Consider the following 19,167-nt stretch of genomic DNA (forward strand, 5'->3'; position numbering starts at 1 on the left):
AATATGCAGACACTTGGAGGTTATATGTTTACGATCGAGAATTTAACCAAGACGTATAAAAATAACGTGACTGCTGTCAATGATTTTCATTTAAAGATCGACCCTCATCAAATCGTTGCTGTTGCTGGACCGAATGGTTCGGGTAAAACAACGATGATTAACTGTATACTCGGCATTATTAAGCATACAGAAGGAAGGATTCATTTGCAGGACGTCACTAATGATGAACCATCCTTTAAAAAACAAGTAGCCTATGTTCCAGATGACCTGCTGCTCCCTGAAGCATTGACTGGTGCTGAATATTTAGAGTTTGTTTCTTCTATGTATGAATGTAAAACAATTCACAGAAGAAATCAACTAATTGAACTGTTTGATATGGACACGGCTTTATCAAGACCGATTGAAACCTATTCACATGGGATGAAAAAAAAGACACAGCTGATTGCTGCCTTTATGCTTGATAGTCAATTGGTGATCATGGATGAGCCCTTTAGAGGACTTGATATTGAAGCGGTTATAAACACAAAGAAACTGATGAAGCGGTATGCCGAGCACCATGGTGCGATCTTGCTTTCAACGCATGATATGCTTTCAGCGGAAGAGCTGTGCCACAAAATCGCCATTATTTCTAAAGGAAATAAAATGGATGAAGGGACGGTCTCAGCCTTAAAGGAGAAGTATCAATCAAGCACACTGGAACAGGTGTTTCTGAAAGCTTCAATGTTAAGTGATAGGGGTGCACATTTTGATGAAATCATTAATCATTTCTAAAATGATGCTTAAAATGTGGCAGCAGGAGATGTATAAGCTCTTTGATACTCAAACGAAGCGGATCATTGTGGTCTTATTCTTTTTGTTTGCCGTCACAATGGGAGCCATTATCGGATACAGCTTTACAGGTGTCTTTATGAAGGCTTTCTTAAATGGTGATGAACGTTCACTTGGATTACTTGTCGTGTCAATGGCGATCAATGCCTCTATTTTTACAAGCTTGTTATTCGTTTTGATCAAGGTCAGAACACCTGAACAAGACCGGTTTTCTATGCAGCTCAGCTGGTTCCCGCTCTCTACCTTTCAGAAAAGTTTTGGATACTTCATTCCGATGGTGACAGTGGTGGCAGGGCTTGTTTTATTTTTTATCGGCATCCTGCTTTTACCTAATTTTATTGCCCAGGGAATAGGTATTTCCTTTATCTTCACTTTCTTTTTGATGGTGCTTTTGCAGTCGCTTTTTGTCTTAATGCTGCTGCAGTTTATTTACAATATCACTTATTTGCTCGTTTTGAAATTAAGATTACCGTTGCAAAAATTTGCAGCGATATTTGTTTTATTGGCACTGGTTGTCACGTATGGATTGACGCACTTTGATATTAGCCAAATTCAGCAATCATATATTCAGTTTGATTATCATTTGATGTATTTGACAGCTCCGTTTTTCCTAGCGGCACAAGGAATGCCTCCTGAAGAGGTGAATTATGCCATCTTGATTCTGATCATCCTCTTATCGGCAGGCGGCGCATTTGTTTCTCTGGCGATGATGCCGATTATGGCAGAGAAAAAAGCGTTAACCTTTTTACACAAGCTGCCATTCTCTTCTTCAAAAAAGTGGTCACTTATTGTGAAGGAAATGAAATCACAGGTACGGAATGAAGAAAACATTTTAAACTTTCTTATTCTTCTTATTGTGATCTTATTCGTTCGTTATCAATTTGGATTCCGCTTTGAAGAAGAAGCATTTTTTGTACTATGCGCTCTTGCTGGATTAACAGCCTTCAATTCGTTTGGTAATGATAAACGAATGCTGGGCATGTATAAAACATTTGGTCTGAGATCGTGGGAAGTGGCTTTGTATAAGTTTATCGGCCTTCTGCTCGTAGGTGTACTGCAAATTGTTTTATTCATGCTGACAACGCTGACGCTTCCTGATCAGATTTGGCACGCATTGATTGGTGCCGCTGTGTTATGCAATGCGACTGCGCTCTTTTATATGGTAGGTATTTTACTTCCTCTTGATCGAAACAATCCCTATACAGGCATTTTTTCATTTGGAGCGCTTATTTTACTCATGATTCCGATTGTTTTTATTGGAAACTATGTCGTAGGGGCGTCGAGTCAAACGCTTCAATGGCTGCTTGTGGCTGTATTTGAGGGTCTGCTCATCTTTGCCATATACAAAGGTTTTTCATGGAGGTATTCACATGATTCAACTTCTTAACAATAAGCTAAAGATTGAGCGGGTACCGGCACTAGCGCCGTATGTGACCTTACAAAAAAGGCATCTCACGGATACGCAGTATGGAAGCACACTCCCGATCAATGAAAGTGCCTATCATATGTTAACGAAAGTGGACGGTAAAAGAACTGAAGCGAGTATTACCGCAGAGCTCGCCGATTTGTTTCAGGTCGATGAGTCGGTGATTGCTCGTGATTTTTATCAGCTGATGATGGGATTGAATCAGCATCACTTGCTGTCTATTCATTATCATTCACCATATCGGATTGTGACAGCGTGCTGCCAATTTTTCAAGCAGTATCAAGTCAAAATGAAGGAACGATTTGATTGTACTGGTCACTCGTTCCTTCACATTTTTGGGACGGCTTTGCTCATGGTGACACGTAAAATCATCTTTTTCTGGATGCTTTTCATGGTCATGGCAGGGATCGCTTTTTTATTCATTCCTGATCCGTCGATTGCAGCCATTGCGATTTATTTTACGATTATTTACTTCGGGTTAATTACTGGAACCGCCTTACATGAGGCGGCACATGGCTATGCGCATCGAAAATTTGCAGGACGGGATGGTCCTCAAGGCTTTTTTGCGAGTGACATGATGTCAGTGAAGTTTGTAAGGCCCGTATTAGATCCATTTCAGAAAAAGCAGGTATGGATTACGCTGCTTGGACCGCTTGTTCCCGGTGTGATTGGCGCAGCAGGCATTATTGTCACCATTTTATTTCTAAAAGAAAACCCGGTTTCGACAGCTTTTTTCATCTTTTCAATCACGTATTTTATTCAATTACTCTATCTTCTTCCGTTTATGGGGGATGGTAAGTCCATTATGAAGCAGCTATTGCTTGGGGGAATGGGAGGACAACGATCATGAACGTACAGGCGATAAAACAAGGCGCGATAGTTGGTAGTTTTCTAGGATTCTTAGGCTTTCCGATGCTGACAATCGGTGTACTGTTCTATCATTTATTTCAATCAAAAACGAATGATGCTTTATTATTTAACAGTCTCGCTTTTGAGATGGAAGGCTCTTCCGCATTTACTTTTCAGATCAAGCCAAACTTTTTTATTTATATGATGGTGATTTTTGCTGTGAGTTTTCTCATTGTGGCATTCCTATCAGCCATGAAACAGAAAAAAGCAAAAGGTTAGGAGGATTCTCCTAACCTTTTTTTTGTGTTACGACCAAATTTTAGTATAATAAGAAATAAAAAACATCAAAGGGGATCACAATGGTTAAAAAATGGAGCATTCTTTTATTCACAGTTTTTCTATTAGCAGGATGCGGCGAGAAGGCCGAAGAAACCACGACAACCGAAAAGACGGTTTCGACAATAAAAACAGAGCCTGCCACTAAAAACCAGGTAACCATCGAACAAATGAAACTCTCAAAAAAAGAAAAAAACTTACTAGAAGCATCAACAACTAATGAAAAGGTGGCTCTGACACTGAAAGGATTAACGAAGAAGAATAAGAGTATTACGTTTATGGGGAGTTATTACAAAAATGGACGATTAGTGAATAAGGAAGCATCATCTGCTACCTTTACTTTACACCAGGATGGAACTGACCAAACGGTGAATGTACTTCTTCAATTACATCATGAGAAAGATACATATGAATCACAATTTAGTATTTGGTCAAATAAAAAGAATGATGGAATGACGAAAGCGACATCAAGCTTTCCGTTCAAAGTAAGTGACTACGTATTTTCTGCACAATCTGAAACTGTCAAAGTTGCTTCTGGAGGAAAGGCACTGATTGCGTATACAGCGGCAATGGGGAAGGATGGAAATTCACCAATGCTTGAGGAAATTCAGAAGAATCCAAAGCAAGCGCTGAAAAATAAGTCACAGGCATACTTATTTTATATCCAGCTAGATAAATAACTATCGTAATATATACGGAGAATATGAAGTTTTTTGACGAAAAATCTTCATATTCTCTTGACGAATTGTTAAGAAAGTTGTAACATAATAAAAGTCAACGCGATGACGTTGCTTTTAAAAGATTGATGCGGGTGTAGTTTAGTGGTAAAACCTCAGCCTTCCAAGCTGATGTCGTGAGTTCGATTCTCATCACCCGCTCCAATACATAATTTTGTTTATAACGCAGTATTTCGTTTCTTAGATAAACGAAGTGTTGCGTTTTTTATTATGTCAGTATAATGTGAAAAAGCACTGTCAAGCTACAGTGCTTTTTCAATGAGTTCATATTTGCTTTCTCCGCCATGTATTTGTACAAACATCTTCGTCAAGGATTGAATAAGAGCTTCACTCTTTTCCCGGGAAATAGATGGCGGGAAAAGGATGATTTGAAGAATGTTCTTTGTGTCTTGAGAAATTTGTGCTTTACTTGCTTGAGAAAATAATCCATTCAGTCCTGCGCTGTCCTGCCATTCGATGTGACCAGCCTCATGTTTTGCCAGTGAAAGCGGTCCTTTGATGCGATCGGCATCTAAAGTCAGGATAGGTAAGAAATATTTTAGTGAGAAAAATATCGACAAATCCTGTACGGAATTGGTCGAGTCAATAAATTGTTCCTTTTGGATGTTGGAAAGAAGTGGAAGGAAAGGAACGTCTTTTAAAATATCCGTCCATTCTTTGATGGCTGTTACTTCTTCTAAAACTTTATCTTCGTATTCAAAAAATAAAGATTCTTGAAACAGGCGTAATCGGCCTTTTAACATTTGAGGTGATGTACCCACTTCAATATGCGAATATTCAATCTGTCCAACATGGATAGACGGGTTTTGAGGATGAGAAATTTCCATATGTATCTTCACAGTGACTCACTCCAATCGGTCATGATACACTCGTATTATACTGAAAACAACAGAAGAAACAAAGAAAGGAGGTTTGCAAGGTGATTCATGTTGGAGAATTAAAAGAAGAATTGATTCAATATGCGAAAGAAATTGGTGTCGATAAAATTCGATTTGCAAGTGCCGACACATTTGATTCATTAAAGGACCGCCTCATCTTACATGAATCGTTAGGGTATTTGTCAGGCTTTGAAGAGCCTGATATTGAAAAAAGGACAAACCCTTCTTTGCTGCTTCCGAAGGCCAAATCAATTGTTGCGATAGCGCTCGCGTATCCTTCCAAAATGAAAGATGCTCCTCGAAGTACAAAGGATGCGAGACGGGGGATTTTTTGCCGGGCTTCATGGGGAACGGATTATCATGTTGTGCTGAAAAAAAAGCTTGATATGCTCGAAGAATTTTTGCGAAGCAAACATGTTGATATACGGACAAAATCAATGGTGGATACAGGAGAATTGTCTGATCGTGCTGTAGCGGAACGTGCTGGCATTGGTTTTAGTGCAAAAAACTGTATGATTATCACGCCAGAGTTTGGATCTTATGTGTATTTGGCTGAAATGATCACAAATGTCCCATTTGAACCGGATGAGAAAATTGAAGACCAGTGCGGAACTTGCAATAAATGTGTGGATTCGTGTCCAACGGGTGCGCTGGTGAATCCAGGACAGCTGAATTCTCAGCGGTGTATTTCATTTTTAACGCAGACAAAAGGCTTTTTACCTGATGAGTTTCGTTCGAAAATAGGGAATCGATTGTACGGGTGTGATACATGTCAAACTGTCTGCCCGATCAATAAAGGAAAAGACTTTCATCTGCATCCTGAAATGGAGCCAGACCCTGAAATTGCGAAGCCGCTGTTAAAGCCGCTTCTGACGATCAGCAATCGTGAGTTTAAGGAAAAATACGGTCATGTTTCAGGTTCATGGCGGGGGAAAAAGCCCATTCAGCGGAATGCAATTTTGGCACTCGCTCATTTTAAAGATACATCTGCCTTACCAGTATTAATTGAGCTGATGCACAAGGATCCAAGACCGGTCATTCGAGGAACGGCTGCATGGGCAATTGGCAAAATTGGCGATGATCAGCAGCTCCCAGAGCTGGAAAAGGCCCTTGAGCGGGAAAGTGATGAAGAAGCGAAAGAGGAGATTGTGAAAGGGATTGAGCTTTTACAGACACCTTTAAATACTAAATAACATCCCTGTGAACATAGAATGAACCAAACAAAGATTTTAAAAAATGTTTGGTGGTGTCTGTGTGAAACAATTATTAGAGAAAACTTTAGAAGACAGGCTGGCGTATTTAATCAATGACCGTGCAATCAAACAGCCGCAGCTTATGTCTGATGTGGAAGCAGTAGAGCGGAAAAAAGAGCTTTTTGCTAGAAGACAGGTTGAGATTGTGAAGGCGAAAGCAAAAACAAAACTTCTCGATTCAGCCCTTCAAGATGATGGGGCTCAGCATGTGCAGTACCTTGCTCATCTCACATATGTATGCAAGGATGTAGACGATTCTTTTTATTTAGAGGAACAGGTGGAAAAAAGAGAAGCATTTCTTTATAACAACATGCTTGTTAAAGATCGGATGATGTTAGAAGAAAGGCAAAGGGAAGAGCATTTGGATGAGCGATTTCAGACCGAAGAACAATTTGGGAGAGCCTTTCATTATGACCGGCGGGCTGCCGTGAAGTATGCGGAGACATATTGGAATAAACGGAATCCAGCCTATAAAAACTTTGAAGATAACTGTACAAATTTTATTTCACAATGTTTGAAAGCAGGGAATGCGCCAACGAGAGGGTATCCGAACCGCGGGTCTGGCTGGTGGGTGCGTCCGCATACGTGGAGCTATAGCTGGACGGTGGCTCATTCGATGAAAAATTATTTAGCGAATTCAAAAGCGGGTTTGAGAGCAAAGAAACTCAAAGAAGCGCACGAGCTTCAAATTGGTGATGTCATTTGCTACGATTTTGAAGGTGATGGAAGGTATAATCATACAACCATTGTCGTTGATCATGACAAAGGTGGAATGCCTCTTGTGAATGCACAGACGTATGACTCCCGCATGCGTTATTGGTCATACGAGGATTCGACTGCCTATACACCTGCTATTCGATATATGTTTTTTCACATTTTGGACGATGCCGCGAAGGATAGTTAGTGGTATAATGTTGAGCGGAAAAGAAAATTAGAGGTGAACTTTTTTGGGACTTCATGTCGTTTTATATCAACCAGAGATTCCAGCTAATACTGGAAATATTGCGCGTACATGTGCAGCAACAAATACAACCCTTCATCTGATTCGTCCGCTTGGTTTTTCGACAGATGACAAAATGCTGAAGCGTGCAGGACTCGATTATTGGAAATATGCCAATGTGGTCTATCATGATTCACTTGATGAATTGTTTGAGGCACATCCGAAGGGGCAATTTTTCTATATCACTAAATTTGGCCAAAAGCCGCATACAACATTTGATTACTCTCAGCTGGATGAAGACTATTTCTTTGTGTTTGGAAGAGAGACAAGTGGATTGCCAAAAGATTTGATTGAACAAAATATGGACCGTTGTCTTCGTTTACCGATGACAGAGCATGTTCGTTCTCTGAATCTGTCGAATACGGCAGCCATTCTTGTATATGAGGCACTTCGCCAGCAGCAATATCGCGATCTCATATAAGATCATGATAAAAGCCGAGATACTGATCTCGGCTTTTTTATGTGAAATAACTTTTTTTGACATGTTGAAAATGAAAAGGATGTTCCGCAAATGGAACATCCTTTTTTTCATTTACCAGGCTTGCCTTCGTAACCAGCAGTGAAAATGGATACTAAAAACGTAATGATGACGCCCATCATAATGACCGTTCTCATATAAGCTCCCCCTTATCCCTTTGTTCCGTTCGCTGCCTGTTTCATATGATGTGAAGTTCACCTTGAAAAGCAGGAGAAGAAAATCATTTTTCTCCTATTTTTCCTTTATTATGAAGGGTCTTGCGGATGGTTGTCAATTCAGTTTGCCAATTCGTCATTTTGAAGAACAAAAGCATGTAATAGGACGCCTCCGCATAGATTGTAAAACAGTATCTGATTTCTAGCTTCAATCTTGAAAGAGGAGGTTCATATGGATATTTTAAAGAAAATCGAACAGCACAGAGAAGAAGAGCAGCGTCTCAAATGGGAAGGCACATTCAGCGATTATTTAGACATTATTAAGGAAAATCCACTTGTCGCTCAATCTGCTCATTCTCGCGTTTATCATATGATTAAAGACAGCGGGATTGAAGAGGAGAATGGGGTCAGAACCTACAAATTTTTTGATCAGGAGCTGTTTGGGTTAGAGGAATCACTCGAAAGATTAGTGGAGGAATATTTTCACCCTGCTGCCAAGCGGCTAGATGTCAGGAAGCGTATTTTATTACTGATGGGACCAGTAAGCGGGGGGAAATCGACGCTTGTCACTAGATTGAAAAGAGGACTTGAAGAATATTCATTGACAGATCATGGCGCAGTTTATGCGATCAAAGGCTGCCCTATGCATGAAGATCCGCTTCATCTCATTCCGCAAAATCTGCGGGAGGATTTCTATAGAGAATATGGGATTCGTGTGCAGGGGAATTTGTCGCCTCTGAACATGATGAGACTGGAAGAGGAATATGGCGGCAGAATTGAAGATGTAAGGGTCGAGCGGATCTTTTTCTCTGAAGATAAACGGACCGGTATTGGTACTTTTAGTCCGTCTGATCCGAAATCTCAGGACATTGCCGATTTAACAGGAAGCATCGATTTTTCAACCATTGCTGAATTTGGATCAGAGTCAGATCCCCGCGCCTACCGCTTTGATGGAGAACTCAATAAAGCAAACCGAGGGATGATGGAGTTTCAGGAGATGTTAAAGTGTGATGAGAAATTTCTCTGGCACCTCCTGTCATTAACGCAGGAAGGAAATTTTAAGGCAGGAAGATTCGCCTTAATTAGTGCAGATGAATTGATCGTCGCCCATACGAATGAAACCGAGTACCGGTCGTTTATTTCAAATAAAAAGAACGAGGCGCTCCATTCAAGAATTATTGTGATGCCAATTCCTTATAACTTAAAGGTCACAGAAGAAGAACGCATTTATCATAAAATGATTTCAGAGAGTGATGTCTCAGATGTGCATATTGCCCCGCATACGCTGAAGGTAGCAGCAATGTTCTCCATTTTGACGAGATTGAAAGAGCCGAAGCGTTCTGATATTGATTTGGTGAAAAAAATGCGTTTGTATGACGGAGAAAGTGTCGAAGGCTTCCAATCAGTCGACATTGATGAGATGAAAAAGGAATTTCATGACGAAGGGATGAGCGGAATTGATCCGCGGTATGTGATTAACCGAATTTCATCTACCATCATTCGAAAGAATATGGAATCGATCAATGCACTGGATGTCCTTCGCTCCTTAAAAGAAGGGCTCGATCAGCATCCGTCTATCTCCAGCGAGGACCGGGAGCGTTATTTGAATTTCATTTCAGTCGCGCGAAAAGAGTATGATGATATTGCGAAGAAGGAAGTGCAAAAGGCATTTGTGTATTCCTATGAGGAGTCTGCGAAAACGCTGATGGATAATTACTTAGATAATGTCGAGGCATACTGCAATAAAAACAAGCTGCGTGATCCGTTAACGGGTGAAGAAATGAATCCTGATGAAAAGCTCATGCGTTCAATTGAAGAGCAGATCGGTATTTCTGAAAACGCCAAAAAGGCATTTAGAGAAGAAATTCTAATTCGTATTTCGGCTTATGCGAGAAAGGGAAAACGCTTTGATTATAATTCGCATGAGAGATTGCGGGAGGCCATTCAGAAGAAGCTGTTTGCTGATCTAAAAGATGTGGTGAAAATCACGACATCGACGAAGACACCGGATGAACAGCAGCTGAAGAAGGTCAATGAAGTAGTGGCTAGATTAATTGATGAGCATGGCTATAATTCAACAAGTGCAAATGAACTTTTAAAATATGTAGGCAGTCTTCTGAATCGTTAATATATGAAGGAGGCATTATTGGCGCATCAGCACCGGTAATGTCTTTTTTAGAAATGATCGTCAACTTGGATGACGAGCAGCATAGGATAAAGGAATCGATGGTTAGAAGAATTGTGCAAATAGGTGAGGAGGGGGATGGATGTCCCGGCAAGAAAAAAGTCAGTTTATTGTGTCTCAGGAAGACTGGTCCCTCCATCGAAAAGGCTATGACGACCAGCAGCGTCATCAGAAAAAAGTCAAAGAGGCGATTAAAAACAATTTGCCGGATCTTGTCACAGAAGAAAGCATCATCATGTCGAATGGAAAAGATGTTGTGAAAATTCCGATCCGTTCATTAGATGAATATAAAATTCGGTATAACTACGACAAAAATAAACATGTGGGTCAAGGCGATGGAGACAGCGAGGTTGGCGATGTTGTTGCGCGTGACGGCTCAGACAGCAAGCAGGGTCAAGGAAAGGGGCAGGGTGCTGGAGATCAAGCTGGTGAGGATTATTACGAAGCAGAAGTCTCATTAATGGATCTCGAGGAAGCACTGTTTCGTGAACTAGAGCTGCCAAACCTCAAGCAAAAGGAGCTTGACGACATCATTGTTGAACAAATTGAGTTTAACGATATTCGCAAAACCGGGTTAACAGGAAATATCCACAAAAAACGAACGATGCTGTCGGCATTTAAACGAAATGCGATGACAGGCAGTCCTTCCTTTTATCCAATCTACCCAGAGGATATCAAGTATAAAACGTGGAATGAAGTGACCAAACCAGAGTCGAAAGCCGTCGTTTTGGCGATGATGGATACGAGCGGAAGTATGGGGCTTTGGGAAAAATATATGGCGAGAAGTTTTTTCTTTTGGATGACACGTTTCTTACGGACAAAGTATGAGACGGTCGATATTGAATTTATTGCCCACCATACAGAGGCGAAGGTGGTAGACGAAGAACATTTCTTCTCACGGGGTGAGAGCGGGGGGACCATTTGCTCGTCTGTCTATCGAAAGGCACTAGAGCTCATAGATGAACGATACCCGCCGTCGAGATATAATATTTATCCTTTTCACTTTTCTGATGGTGACAATTTGACCTCAGACAACGCCCGGTGTGTGAAACTTGTTTCTGAAATCATGAAAAAAGCCAATTTATTCTGTTACGGTGAGGTCAATCAATACAACCGGCATTCTACGTTAATGTCAGCATATAAGCACATTCAGGATGAGAAATTTAAGCATTATATTTTGAAGCAAAAATCAGACGTTTTTCTCGCACTAAAAAAATTTTTTCAGCAGGAAGAAGTTCATTCATAACGAGCACATTTGAAAAAACCTTTCAGCATAAGGGCTGAAAGGTTTTTTGTGTGGAGAAGGAAAGGATCGCCAAAAAAAAAGTAAAACTTTCTCTTTGACATTTCAATTTTCATTTATTAATATTTAATCTTGTTAAATATAAGTTTTTCAAAAAAGATGCCGATCGTCTTTTCTTCTTTTTCTGCTCTTTGCTCATAAGTGAACAATAAGTATAAATGGGCTGCACACCATGATAGGGGCGGGAGTAGATGAAGGGAAAAGGACAGATTGTTGAGCTTGTTTCATATTCTGTCAGATGATGGGCATTCTAAGTTTGCTAAAGCAGATGACACTATATTTTTATACATGAAAGGAGAAACAAAACATGAACAGAGGGCGTTTATTGCTAACGAACATTATTGGCCTTATTGTGATTCTTGCCATTATTGCCGGAGGTGCTTATTACTACTACGAAAGCACAAACTTTGTCAAAACAGATGAGGCAAAAGTGACAGGTGACATGTATCAAATTACAGCACCAGCAGCTGGACAAATCAAAGGCTGGGATATCAACGAAGGTGACGAAGTGGAAAAAGACAGCACAGTTGCAAAAGTTGAAGGACAAACAAAAACAAACATTAAAGCAGTGGCTGATGGCACATTAGTCAAAAAAGAAGTACAAAACAATCAACAAGTGCAGCCTGGTACAGTTCTTGGTGAAACAATTGATTTAAGCAAGCTTTACATCACAGCAAATATTAAAGAAACAGATATTAAAAACATTGAAAAAGGCGACAAAGTCGACATCGTTGTAGATGGAGATCCTGATACAACATTTGAAGGAACTGTTGAACAAATTGGTTATGCGACAAACTCAACATTCAATATGCTGCCAGCAACGAATTCAAGTGGTAACTATACAAAAGTAACGCAAAAAGTAGCAGTGAAAATTTCAATTAAAAATCCATCAGACAAAGTGCTTCCAGGTATGAATGCTTCTGTCAAAATTTCATCTTAATGATGATTGATATCAAAATATGAAAGGAGGTTGTCTGAGATGGCAAATCAACCTGCAGCGACAAAACAGGGAACAGGCTCCTTGTCTTTACTGATCATTTTAATGGCCGGTTTGTTCGTAGCGATTTTAAACCAAACGCTTTTGAACGTAGCCATGCCCCATTTAATGACAGAATTTAATGTGAGTGCAACGACGATTCAGTGGCTGACAACAGGCTACATGCTTGTCAACGGTGTGCTGATTCCGTTGTCTGCGTTTTTAATCACACGTTTTGGACAGCGCAGCTTATTCCTAGTGGCTATGATCTCTTTTACACTAGGTACATTTATTTGCGGTATTGCGCCAAACTTTTCAACGATGCTTATCGGCCGTTTGATTCAGGCTGTCGGCGGCGGTATCTTACAGCCGCTCGTCATGACAACAATCCTTTTTATTTTCCCTCCGGAAAACAGAGGGAAAGGAATGGGGATTTTTGGTCTTGCGATGATGTTTGCTCCTGCAGTAGGACCAACATTATCTGGTTACATTATTGAACATTATTCTTGGCGTATTATGTTTTATGGACTTGTGCCAATCGGTGCGATTGTCATTATCGCGGCTTTCTTTATGTTTAAAAATATTGTAGAGCCTAAAAAAATCAAGCTGGACAGTCTTGGTGCAATTCTTTCAATCGTCGGTTTTGCTTCACTTCTATACGGAGTGAGTGAAGCAGGAAGTGATGGTTGGACAGATCCGATCGTCTTATCTACGATTATTATTGGTGCGATTGCGATCATTCTCTTTATTTTCCAACAGTTGAAAGTTGATAATCCGATGCTTGATTTCCGCGTATTTAAATACAGCATTTTCTCATTATCAAGTGTCATTAACATCATTATTACGGTTGCCTTATATACGGGGATGTTCTTACTTCCGATTTATCTGCAAAACCTCGTTGGGTTTACGGCATTGCAATCTGGGCTATTAATGCTTCCAGGGGCACTTGCGATGCTCATTATGTCCCCGATTTCAGGAATCTTGTTTGATAAATTTGGACCTCGTCCGCTTGCCATAGTGGGGATGCTCATTACCGTTGTCACGACATATGAGTTTACAAAGCTGACCATTGATACTTCCTATAGTCACATAGTGCTCATGTATGCAGTACGTGCATTTGGTATGTCACTCTTGATGATGCCAGTTATGACAGCAGGGATGAACCAATTACCGCAGCACTTAAACAGCCATGGTACAGCGATGTCTAATACATTAAGACAAATTAGCGGTTCCATCGGTACGAGTTTGATCACAACGATTTATACGAATCGGACGACATTCCATTATTCCAATATGGCGGATCAAACAAATACAGCGGACCCGTTCTTTATGAATTCATTCCAGGCGGCGGTATCGAATGTGATGCATCATATGGGTATGACAGCAGAAGCTGCTCAAAAATATGTATCAACCCAGCTCTTTACGAAAGCACAGATCGATTCAAACGTGATGGGTATCAATGATGCTTATATGTGGGTGACATTATTCTGTGCGGCTGGTGTCATTCTCAGCTTGTTCCTGCGAGATGTTCGTAAGGATAAAAAGCGAAAAGAACAGCAGCATAAGAAACAAGAAATATCACTGCTTCCAGCACCTAAGGAAGCAAACCAAGATGCAAGATAAGTGTGGAGGGACCGTACATGAAAATTTATGTTGTATACGATAGTGAAGGTGACCATACAAAAGCACTTGCAGAAGCGATTGCAGCAGGCGCGGGTGAAACAGAGCAAGCTGAAGTATTCATTGATCACGTGAAAGATGCGGATATTCGCAAGCTTGATCAAATGGATGCGATCATTTGGGGCTGCCCTGGTCACTTTGGTACCATTAGTTCTGGGTTAAAGACATGGATTGACCGTCTCGGCTACTTATGGGCAGAAGGAAAACTAATCGATAAAGTCGGTGCTGTTTTCTGTACAACTGCTACAACACACGGCGGTTTAGAAATGACCATGCATAATTTGATCACACCAATGTTCCACCAAGGAATGCTTGTTGTCGGCCTTCCTGGAAATGTTCCAGAGAATGCTTTATACGGCTCTTACTATGGAGCTGGTGTGACATGTCCGATCGATTCAGATGAATTGATTTCGACTGAAGGCATTGAACTTGGAAAAGCACTAGGAAGACGTGTAGCATCAGTCACTGCATCATTTAAGCGATAAGGAGAGGGTTCTTTTGGCGACGATTATTGTAGCGTTAGTAGCTGCTGTTCTAGTCATTATTGGATTAGTAGCGTTCAATGTCAGACACGCATCAGCCGATAAGGAAGAGATCAAAGAAGATGTCTCCAAACAGCCTGACGTGCCGCATAGCGAGCCAGAAGCTGTGGCGAGACATGTAGAGCCTGAAGTTGAAAAAAAAGCGTCAGAGCCTTCTCAAACGGATGATGCTGCGTCTGGCGACGATTTCTACAGACAGGCGCTTCAAAAGTTTAAGCAGCCAGAACCACCTGTCAAAGAAGAAGAACCAGAGACAAAAATGAATGATGATATGTATCGTTCTGCTTTGCAGAAGCTAAAACAGAAGGACAAATAAAAAAGAGAACCTCTCATCAGGTTCTCTTTTTTTTATGGCACAAAAAAACCGCCGGCAGAAGCCGGGCGGTTTTCCTTCACTCTATAAAGTGCTAAAAGAGCAGATGCTCTTAAATTACGCTTTGTTAACGTTAGCAGCTTGTGGTCCACGGTTACCTTCAACGATTTCGAAAGAAACTGATTGACCTTCTTCTAAAGTTTTGAAGCCTTCGCCTTGGATAGCAGAGAAGTGAACGAATACATCGTCTTGACCTTCTACTTCGATGAATCCGAAACCTTTTTCAGAGTTGAACCATTTTACTTTACCTTCTAACATGAAATTTCCTCCTAAAGCGATCTTAACGCTTAAATTCACTATTCTTGCTCTTACACAAACTTCAAAGACGAAAACTCTTTCAAAACTTTCTTCTTAAAGATGATACGAACAAAAATAATTACCTTTACTTTACCAGTGTTTGCGGGAAAAAACAACTGTTATACGAAAACTTTTTTAAAAATAATTAGTGCTAACAAATTGAGGAAAATGCCTATGTCAAAAGGTCTTTTTTTCTCTCTGAAAAGCTCACTTGATTTCGGCCGGACTCCTTCGCTTTATAGAGCTCCTGATCAGCTATAATCGGTAATTGCTTGATGTCTGCACCAGTTCCATGAGAATAAGCACATCCAATTGATACCGTAGTGTGAATGGACAGACCGTTTTTTAAATAAATCGGCTGATCGGCTATTTTTTTTCGCAAGCGTTCTGCAATCTGCCATGTTTTTTCAATTGTACAATTTGGTAGAAGGACAGCGAATTCTTCACCGCCAATCCGACCAATATAATCAGAGCTTCTTGTGTTTTTAATCAGTCTTGTACCGATTTCTTTTAAAACAATATCTCCCTCATGATGCCCATATTGATCATTGATGGTTTTGAAGTAATCGATGTCTAGGTAAATAAGGGACATTTGATGGATAGGCTGCTTCAACTTCTTAGTAAAAGCATCACTTAATACCTCATCGAACTTCCGTTTATTTAAAACACCTGTTAAAAAGTCATAATGAGCTTGGAATTTATACAAATTTAACAGCTGATATGCTTTTGTTTGATGCTCAATGACATAAAAGTTAAACAATCCAGCAATATATGAGAAAATCCAATAAGTAGAATGCAGCTGAAATGATGTCTCATGCACGATCAAGATGAACAGGCTTGTGGCAACAACATTACCAATCGTAATGGATAACAGCATTTTCACAACATGATTCATATGACGCTCTGCAATCAAAAAAGAAGCGGCTGCGATAAACATCATGGAAAAAATATTGATGGAAGAAGCGATATTGGCTTCGATTAATAATCGGCCAATGATCACAACAAAAGCTGCAATCATTGTTTGGGCGATGCCTCCATAAAAGGCCGTTAAAATAAGGGGAATATGTCTTAAATCGATGATCGCTGGTCCTGTTTTAATAGAGAAGAACATTAAAAGGACACCGAGTAACCCAGAAAGCATGCCTTTGCATATTTGTCTGAGCAAGGTATCTTCTTTCTTTAGAAAATTCTCTTTAAACACAAGTATAAATAAGTAATGGAAAGTAACAAGAATTGTTAAATTAATAAAGAGGTCTCTTAGCAAATAGAATCACCTTTTTAAAATTACTAAAATTTGTTGCAAAAGAAAAGGGGAAAAAAGATAATTAATAAAAATTTTAATGATGAGGAATTGAAGAAAATGCGAGGAAAACGCTTTCCAGATCAAACAGACTGGCTTTCTTTTTTTGAAAAAATGCCAGATGCCGGATTTGAAAAAGAAATGCCGGTTGAATATCAAGATTTGACTTTTCGGTTCGAGAATCAAGAGGAGCGATTTGTTGTGAACATGTCGCTTGCTATGAAGGAGTTTAGCTTAAACGTCGTTCGAAAAAAGACCGAATCCGTTTTAGGAATATATGATTTTAAAACAGTGCAGCATGTAGAGATTAAAAAAGATCGGAAGGAAGAAAAGGAGCTTTTGCTGATATTAGAGCATCATGACGACTTCATCACAACAATCGAAATCACATTTCTACCTTCCTTTTGTCTTATGGTCAAAGAACATTTTTCAGGAGAATAAACAGGAGCCTCTTTTTATGAAGGCTCCTGTTTTATTATTTGTGCTCGATGTCATTGATGACTTGCTGGATCGATTCATCATCCATCACATTCATCACACTTTCATCAATGTGAAGAGATTGCGCATAAGACTCTCTTGGCTGATGAGTTCTTGATGGTGATTGGTGCTGGTTCGTTTGATTTGGCTGGACAGCTGTGAATGCCTGCTTGATCAATTGGCCAACTTCACCTGTTCCTTTTGATTCCTTATGTGAGCGGGACTCATGACGAGGTGAATCTTGGTGCTGATGGTTTGCGCCTTTCATCATTGAAGACATATTCATTTGTGTCATGCTTTTCAGTCTTCTTCGTAAAACCGGGGAGAATAATGCAATGATAGCTGTTGATACTGCGATCATTGCGCCAGTGCTCATACCTTTTCTTTTTTTAAACAAACGAATCCCTCCATTTGATCGTGATGATCTTTCATCAAGTTTAGGATGACCAATCACAGCTGAATTATGAATTCATTTTGCGGAAAGAGAGGATATGTGCATAAAAAGGCGGCTGGATGAAAAACCTATGAGCAAAAGGAGGGAATAATTGATGAATAAGAAATGGATGCTATCTTTACTGCTCGTGCCAACATTAATCACCGCTGGGTGTGGAATGAACAACCAAGGCGATGAGCGTAGAGGAACAATGAAACGGCAGTATGAAAATGTCACATATAAGAATGACAACATGAGGCAGGATCAGCCAGATGTTCAAACACCTCAGAAGGTCAAAGTGTCAGATAAGGCGTCAGAGCTCGTAGCCAATATGTCTGAAGTGAAAACAGCGAACGTACTTGTCACAGGAAAAAATGCATTTGTTGCCGTTGTACTTGAAGGCAATAAAAGCGGTGATGTGACGGACGATCTGAAAAAGAAAATTTCAGACAAAGTCAAATCAACGGATCAACAAATCGACAACGTGTATGTATCTGCTAATCCAGACTTTGTCGATCGTATGCAAGGTTATGGAAAACGTATTAAAAGCGGAGAGCCGATTTCAGGATTTTTCGATGAATTTACTGAAACGGTTAGACGTGTCTTCCCTGAATCAAAATAGCTACGACAAAAGCCGTATGTCATATGCGGCTTTTTTGTTTGGAACCGCACCTCGCGCACCTGACTGCATAAAGTAAAAAATATATCACCTCTTGTTGATCTTTGTTTCTTCATAGAGAGAGAAAGAGGGTGCAGGATGAATTCAGGTGGGGAGCAAATGAAAGCAAGGCCGTCATTGATTCATAAAAAACTTGTAAGCGGGATGATTGCAGCAGGTCTGATTTTTTATGCTTTCACCGCGTACTTGATTTATGTTGCGTTTCAGCTGACAGGACAATATTTGGAGCAGTCTTCTTCTAAAACGGTTATCACGGATGGACTCAATAAGCAAGTCTATGAACATATTCGAATCTACTATGCAGAGGAAGAGGATGCTTTTGTTGATCTGACCATAGAGGCCATGAAACAGGCAGAGAAGAGAACATCGTCAGTGTTTCAGTTTGAAGCTGACAGACCTTTAGACGTTATTTATTTTGATGATAAAGAGACGATCGAACAAATGGCTGGGATTAAGCATATAACCGGATTTTACTCTGATCATGATCAAATGATTGGGCTATATCCAGATAAACGGGAAGCATTATTGAAGAAAGAGACTCTGCCTTTATACTTTTTCAATACGCTTTTTATTCATGAGTATGCTCATTTTGTATTCTATGAAAAGGTCCATTCATATGACGTATCTCCAGGCATTTTTCCGCTTTGGTTCCACGAAGGAACAGCAGAGTGGACGGCCTATGACGTGTTAAATGCTACGTCTGAACGCTTCGATGTAATTCCATTTCAATCTCTTCATTCTGATCAAGACTGGCAGAACTCCCGGGTAACGTATGAGACAGATGTCTATTTACAAAGCTATTATATGATCTATGAGCTGGTGCAGCTTTACGGACGAGATGTCATACATGAGATCATGGAGGAAACTGCGAAAACGGGCCAATTTGCTAGCGGCTTTGAACAGGCGACGGGGGAGAGGCTCACAGATTTTGAAAAACAGTTTAAAGTGATGTATCAAAGAAAAAACGGCTGACCAGAGAAGG

The 19,167-nt window shown here is 40.2% G+C and carries 21 protein-coding genes and 1 tRNA gene; 18 read left to right on the forward strand and 4 right to left on the reverse strand.

Annotation, left to right across the window (positions count from 1 at the left end; all coding sequences use genetic code 11):
- Positions 1-24: 24 nt before the first annotated feature.
- The 6 genes from ASE42_RS05555 (at position 25) to ASE42_RS05580 (ending at position 4,320) form a co-directional block, all read left to right on the forward strand.
- On the forward strand, positions 25-771 hold the full coding sequence (locus ASE42_RS05555) for an ABC transporter ATP-binding protein (protein WP_056766006.1): 747 nt from the start codon (positions 25-27) through the stop codon (positions 769-771).
- Entirely contained in the window at positions 749-2,215 is a 1,467-nt protein-coding gene (locus tag ASE42_RS05560; protein ID WP_056766008.1) for a hypothetical protein, read from the forward strand. Before ASE42_RS05555 ends, ASE42_RS05560 begins: the two co-directional genes overlap by 23 nt.
- The gene (locus tag ASE42_RS05565; RefSeq protein ID WP_025093297.1) at positions 2,199-3,104 is read left to right on the forward strand and encodes a PqqD family protein; all 906 of its coding nucleotides are present in this window, start codon (positions 2,199-2,201) and stop codon (positions 3,102-3,104) included. Before ASE42_RS05560 ends, ASE42_RS05565 begins: the two co-directional genes overlap by 17 nt.
- Positions 3,101-3,382: a hypothetical protein gene (locus ASE42_RS05570; protein WP_044333670.1), complete on the forward strand. Its 282-nt coding sequence runs from the start codon at positions 3,101-3,103 to the stop codon at positions 3,380-3,382. The genes ASE42_RS05565 and ASE42_RS05570 overlap by 4 nt, the downstream gene beginning before the upstream one ends.
- 80 nt (positions 3,383-3,462) lie before the next feature.
- Entirely contained in the window at positions 3,463-4,119 is a 657-nt protein-coding gene (locus ASE42_RS05575; RefSeq protein ID WP_056766011.1) for a hypothetical protein, read from the forward strand.
- Between the two features lie 127 nt (positions 4,120-4,246).
- A tRNA-Gly gene (locus tag ASE42_RS05580) sits at positions 4,247-4,320 on the forward strand.
- A 98-nt stretch (positions 4,321-4,418) separates the two neighbouring features.
- Here the strand turns inward: ASE42_RS05580 and ASE42_RS05585 are convergent.
- Complete coding sequence (locus ASE42_RS05585) at positions 4,419-5,015, reverse strand: hypothetical protein (RefSeq protein WP_226340843.1); 597 nt, start codon at positions 5,013-5,015, stop codon at positions 4,419-4,421.
- 83 nt (positions 5,016-5,098) lie between these two features.
- Here ASE42_RS05585 and queG point away from each other — a divergent pair, with 83 nt between their 5' ends.
- From queG to ASE42_RS05630, 9 genes are all read left to right on the forward strand, one after another.
- Entirely contained in the window at positions 5,099-6,247 is a 1,149-nt protein-coding gene (gene queG, locus ASE42_RS05590) for a tRNA epoxyqueuosine(34) reductase QueG (protein ID WP_024427417.1), read from the forward strand.
- A gap of 61 nt (positions 6,248-6,308) precedes the next feature.
- Positions 6,309-7,211: an amidase domain-containing protein gene (locus tag ASE42_RS05595; RefSeq protein ID WP_056766013.1), complete on the forward strand. Its 903-nt coding sequence runs from the start codon at positions 6,309-6,311 to the stop codon at positions 7,209-7,211.
- Positions 7,212-7,254: 43 nt separating this feature from the next.
- The gene (trmL, locus tag ASE42_RS05600) at positions 7,255-7,728 is read left to right on the forward strand and encodes a tRNA (uridine(34)/cytosine(34)/5-carboxymethylaminomethyluridine(34)-2'-O)-methyltransferase TrmL (RefSeq protein WP_034282301.1); all 474 of its coding nucleotides are present in this window, start codon (positions 7,255-7,257) and stop codon (positions 7,726-7,728) included.
- 444 nt (positions 7,729-8,172) lie between these two features.
- On the forward strand, positions 8,173-10,068 hold the full coding sequence (locus ASE42_RS05605; protein WP_024425326.1) for a PrkA family serine protein kinase: 1,896 nt from the start codon (positions 8,173-8,175) through the stop codon (positions 10,066-10,068).
- 139 nt (positions 10,069-10,207) lie between these two features.
- Complete coding sequence (gene yhbH / locus ASE42_RS05610; RefSeq protein ID WP_034282299.1) at positions 10,208-11,371, forward strand: sporulation protein YhbH; 1,164 nt, start codon at positions 10,208-10,210, stop codon at positions 11,369-11,371.
- Between the two features lie 364 nt (positions 11,372-11,735).
- Positions 11,736-12,368: an HlyD family efflux transporter periplasmic adaptor subunit gene (locus ASE42_RS05615; RefSeq protein ID WP_024425324.1), complete on the forward strand. Its 633-nt coding sequence runs from the start codon at positions 11,736-11,738 to the stop codon at positions 12,366-12,368.
- A 39-nt stretch (positions 12,369-12,407) separates the two neighbouring features.
- On the forward strand, positions 12,408-14,027 hold the full coding sequence (locus tag ASE42_RS05620; RefSeq protein WP_024426617.1) for a DHA2 family efflux MFS transporter permease subunit: 1,620 nt from the start codon (positions 12,408-12,410) through the stop codon (positions 14,025-14,027).
- Between the two features lie 17 nt (positions 14,028-14,044).
- Entirely contained in the window at positions 14,045-14,569 is a 525-nt protein-coding gene (locus ASE42_RS05625; RefSeq protein WP_024425322.1) for an NAD(P)H-dependent oxidoreductase, read from the forward strand.
- Between the two features lie 13 nt (positions 14,570-14,582).
- Positions 14,583-14,942 (forward strand): hypothetical protein, encoded by a 360-nt coding sequence (locus ASE42_RS05630; RefSeq protein WP_025093303.1) that lies wholly within the window; start codon positions 14,583-14,585, stop codon positions 14,940-14,942.
- A 114-nt stretch (positions 14,943-15,056) separates the two neighbouring features.
- On the opposite strand, the gene cspB is transcribed toward ASE42_RS05630, so the two are convergent.
- Together cspB and ASE42_RS05640 are read right to left on the reverse strand one after the other, a co-directional pair.
- Positions 15,057-15,257: a cold shock-like protein CspB gene (cspB, locus tag ASE42_RS05635; protein ID WP_008349061.1), complete on the reverse strand. Its 201-nt coding sequence runs from the start codon at positions 15,255-15,257 to the stop codon at positions 15,057-15,059.
- A 211-nt stretch (positions 15,258-15,468) separates the two neighbouring features.
- Complete coding sequence (locus tag ASE42_RS05640) at positions 15,469-16,560, reverse strand: GGDEF domain-containing protein (protein WP_024425320.1); 1,092 nt, start codon at positions 16,558-16,560, stop codon at positions 15,469-15,471.
- A 96-nt stretch (positions 16,561-16,656) separates the two neighbouring features.
- Between ASE42_RS05640 and ASE42_RS05645 the strand changes: the two genes are divergently transcribed.
- Positions 16,657-17,037 (forward strand): hypothetical protein, encoded by a 381-nt coding sequence (locus ASE42_RS05645; protein ID WP_024426614.1) that lies wholly within the window; start codon positions 16,657-16,659, stop codon positions 17,035-17,037.
- A 34-nt stretch (positions 17,038-17,071) separates the two neighbouring features.
- Here ASE42_RS05645 and ASE42_RS05650 read toward each other — a convergent pair whose 3' ends face one another.
- The gene (locus tag ASE42_RS05650) at positions 17,072-17,470 is read right to left on the reverse strand and encodes a hypothetical protein (RefSeq protein ID WP_056766015.1); all 399 of its coding nucleotides are present in this window, start codon (positions 17,468-17,470) and stop codon (positions 17,072-17,074) included.
- A 151-nt stretch (positions 17,471-17,621) separates the two neighbouring features.
- On the opposite strand from ASE42_RS05650, the gene ASE42_RS05655 reads away from it, so the two are divergent.
- A complete protein-coding gene (locus tag ASE42_RS05655) occupies positions 17,622-18,128 on the forward strand; it encodes a YhcN/YlaJ family sporulation lipoprotein (protein WP_034623898.1) in 507 nt (168 codons plus the stop codon).
- Between the two features lie 156 nt (positions 18,129-18,284).
- Positions 18,285-19,157 (forward strand): hypothetical protein, encoded by an 873-nt coding sequence (locus ASE42_RS05660; RefSeq protein WP_056766859.1) that lies wholly within the window; start codon positions 18,285-18,287, stop codon positions 19,155-19,157.
- Positions 19,158-19,167 lie beyond the last annotated feature (10 nt).

Origin of the sequence: Bacillus sp. Root920 (genome assembly GCF_001429445.1) — a bacterium.
Taxonomy (GTDB): domain Bacteria; phylum Bacillota; class Bacilli; order Bacillales; family Bacillaceae; genus Bacillus; species Bacillus safensis.

Excerpts from the sequence above, each read along its gene's own strand:
- yhbH (WP_034282299.1), top strand. The coding sequence starts at position 10,208 with ATGTCCCGGCAAGAAAAAAGTCAGTTTATTGTGTCTCAGGAAGACTGG.
- ASE42_RS05615 (WP_024425324.1), top strand. The coding sequence starts at position 11,736 with ATGAACAGAGGGCGTTTATTGCTAACGAACATTATTGGCCTTATTGTG.
- ASE42_RS05555 (WP_056766006.1), top strand. The coding sequence starts at position 25 with ATGTTTACGATCGAGAATTTAACCAAGACGTATAAAAATAACGTGACT.
- ASE42_RS05655 (WP_034623898.1), top strand. The coding sequence starts at position 17,622 with ATGAATAAGAAATGGATGCTATCTTTACTGCTCGTGCCAACATTAATC.
- ASE42_RS05570 (WP_044333670.1), top strand. The coding sequence starts at position 3,101 with ATGAACGTACAGGCGATAAAACAAGGCGCGATAGTTGGTAGTTTTCTA.
- ASE42_RS05645 (WP_024426614.1), top strand. The coding sequence starts at position 16,657 with ATGCGAGGAAAACGCTTTCCAGATCAAACAGACTGGCTTTCTTTTTTT.
- ASE42_RS05605 (WP_024425326.1), top strand. The coding sequence starts at position 8,173 with ATGGATATTTTAAAGAAAATCGAACAGCACAGAGAAGAAGAGCAGCGT.
- ASE42_RS05625 (WP_024425322.1), top strand. The coding sequence starts at position 14,045 with ATGAAAATTTATGTTGTATACGATAGTGAAGGTGACCATACAAAAGCA.
- cspB (WP_008349061.1), bottom strand. The coding sequence starts at position 15,257 with ATGTTAGAAGGTAAAGTAAAATGGTTCAACTCTGAAAAAGGTTTCGGA.
- ASE42_RS05565 (WP_025093297.1), top strand. The coding sequence starts at position 2,199 with ATGATTCAACTTCTTAACAATAAGCTAAAGATTGAGCGGGTACCGGCA.
- ASE42_RS05660 (WP_056766859.1), top strand. The coding sequence starts at position 18,285 with ATGAAAGCAAGGCCGTCATTGATTCATAAAAAACTTGTAAGCGGGATG.
- ASE42_RS05560 (WP_056766008.1), top strand. The coding sequence starts at position 749 with ATGAAATCATTAATCATTTCTAAAATGATGCTTAAAATGTGGCAGCAG.
- ASE42_RS05620 (WP_024426617.1), top strand. The coding sequence starts at position 12,408 with ATGGCAAATCAACCTGCAGCGACAAAACAGGGAACAGGCTCCTTGTCT.
- ASE42_RS05575 (WP_056766011.1), top strand. The coding sequence starts at position 3,463 with ATGGTTAAAAAATGGAGCATTCTTTTATTCACAGTTTTTCTATTAGCA.